Annotated in this window: 2 protein-coding genes; both read left to right on the forward strand. The window is 45.1% G+C overall.

What is annotated here, in order from left to right; all coding sequences use genetic code 11:
• Nucleotides 1-141 (forward strand): lipocalin family protein (locus tag KIV40_RS32935; RefSeq protein WP_285353583.1); only part of this gene is annotated, 141 nt, incomplete at its 5' end.
• A 109-nt stretch (nucleotides 142-250) separates the two neighbouring features.
• Nucleotides 251-778 (forward strand): cytochrome b, encoded by a 528-nt coding sequence (locus KIV40_RS32940; protein ID WP_285353581.1) that lies wholly within the window; start codon nucleotides 251-253, stop codon nucleotides 776-778.
• Nucleotides 779-992 lie beyond the last annotated feature (214 nt).

A 992-nucleotide genomic window follows, 5' to 3' on the forward strand; every position in this document is an offset into this window, starting at 1 on the left:
TCTGGCCCGAATACCGATTATTTGTGGCTACTCGCTAGAACGCCAGAAGTCGCCCCAGAGGTGATGGAGAAGTTCAAAGCCATGTCTAAAGAGCGCGGCTTCAATACCGATGAGTTGATTTATGTAGAGCACAGTAAATAACCTCGTGCTCGCCTCTTTTTGTCTTTACCTAACTTTACGTAATTGCCATATAAAATGTAATGGTAATAGGTCAAAATAGCGTCAGGTATAGAGACATTAAGTGGTCATTATGAATAAATCGTTATCGAAACAGACTGTTGTTTTTCATTGGCTGACAGGCATTTTGTTCCTTGTCGTGTTTGTGATTGGACTTCAATTCGAAGGCATGCCGCGTGGCCCGGAAAAAGGCGAATTGATGGGGCTGCACAAATCTTTGGGTTTGATTGTTCTATTGGCGGCACTTTTACGCTTGGTATGGCGCATTAAAGAGGGCGCGATTAAGAGTGTTGCGGTATTAACGCGAGCTCAAGAAGTTGCCGCGAAAGGCGTCCATCACTTCTTATTATTGGTGACATTAGCGATGCCGATTTCTGGCGCTGTGATGAGTGTTGCTGGTGGTCGAGGTCTGGATCTGTTTGGTATGGAGTTGATTGCGTCTGGTGAGAAAACAGAATGGTTGCAGTCTGCGGCATCATTTATTCATGTCAACTCTGTGAACTTGATTATTCTAGCGCTGGCTTTGCATGTACTGGGTGCATTGAAGCATCAGTTTGTCGATAAAGATGGCACATTGAGCCGCATGCTTGGTCGCTCATAAAGCTTACATGACTCTTGTGTAAGACTCCCTTAGATACGAAAACACTCGGCTTATACCGAGTGTCTTCGTTTGTGCTTTCTTAACTCATCCGTCTGGTTAAGCTTGTTTTCGAACCTGCAAAACGCTCAATATCGATAAGGAAAGAAAGAACGCTGGGTCGCTCCAGCCCAAGCCAACAAAGATACCCGTCAACGCGGCGTACAAGGTGATAATT

Source organism: Vibrio sp. D173a, assembly GCF_030248475.1.